This window comes from Paraburkholderia sp. SIMBA_054 (assembly GCF_046534875.1).
Taxonomy (GTDB): Bacteria; Pseudomonadota; Gammaproteobacteria; order Burkholderiales; family Burkholderiaceae; genus Paraburkholderia; species Paraburkholderia hospita.
The window spans coordinates 1-260 of sequence record NZ_JAWRXV010001079.1 but is presented as its reverse complement, the minus strand read 5'-3'; the positions used below and the strand labels follow the sequence as shown (position 1 = coordinate 260).

Annotated in this window: 1 protein-coding gene; it reads left to right on the top strand. The window is 29.2% G+C overall.

The annotated features are described in order from the left end of the window. Positions 1-69: 69 nt before the first annotated feature. The coding region (locus tag SB822_RS58490; protein ID WP_410859296.1) for a hypothetical protein at positions 70-260 on the top strand (191 nt) is incomplete at its 3' end.

The following is a 260-nucleotide window of genomic DNA, read 5'->3' as shown; positions in this document are numbered from 1 at the left end:
CTTATCAGCAGCTATTGGCTGAAAAAACTTATTGTTATTCCGGAATATAATTATGTTCTCTATAACCTCGTGTATAATATCAAAAATAATAAACATATTATTTTTGCAATCTGGCTTTCCAAGCTACCTGAAAATGGAACGGTTTTAAAACTAATTACTTTCAATGAAAAGTTTGGGTTAAACTATAAAAATGCCAATGATTTTTGTTTCAAATTTCTTAAACCCGTAAGAGCCAATCTTGATCGGTTTAGCAATATATC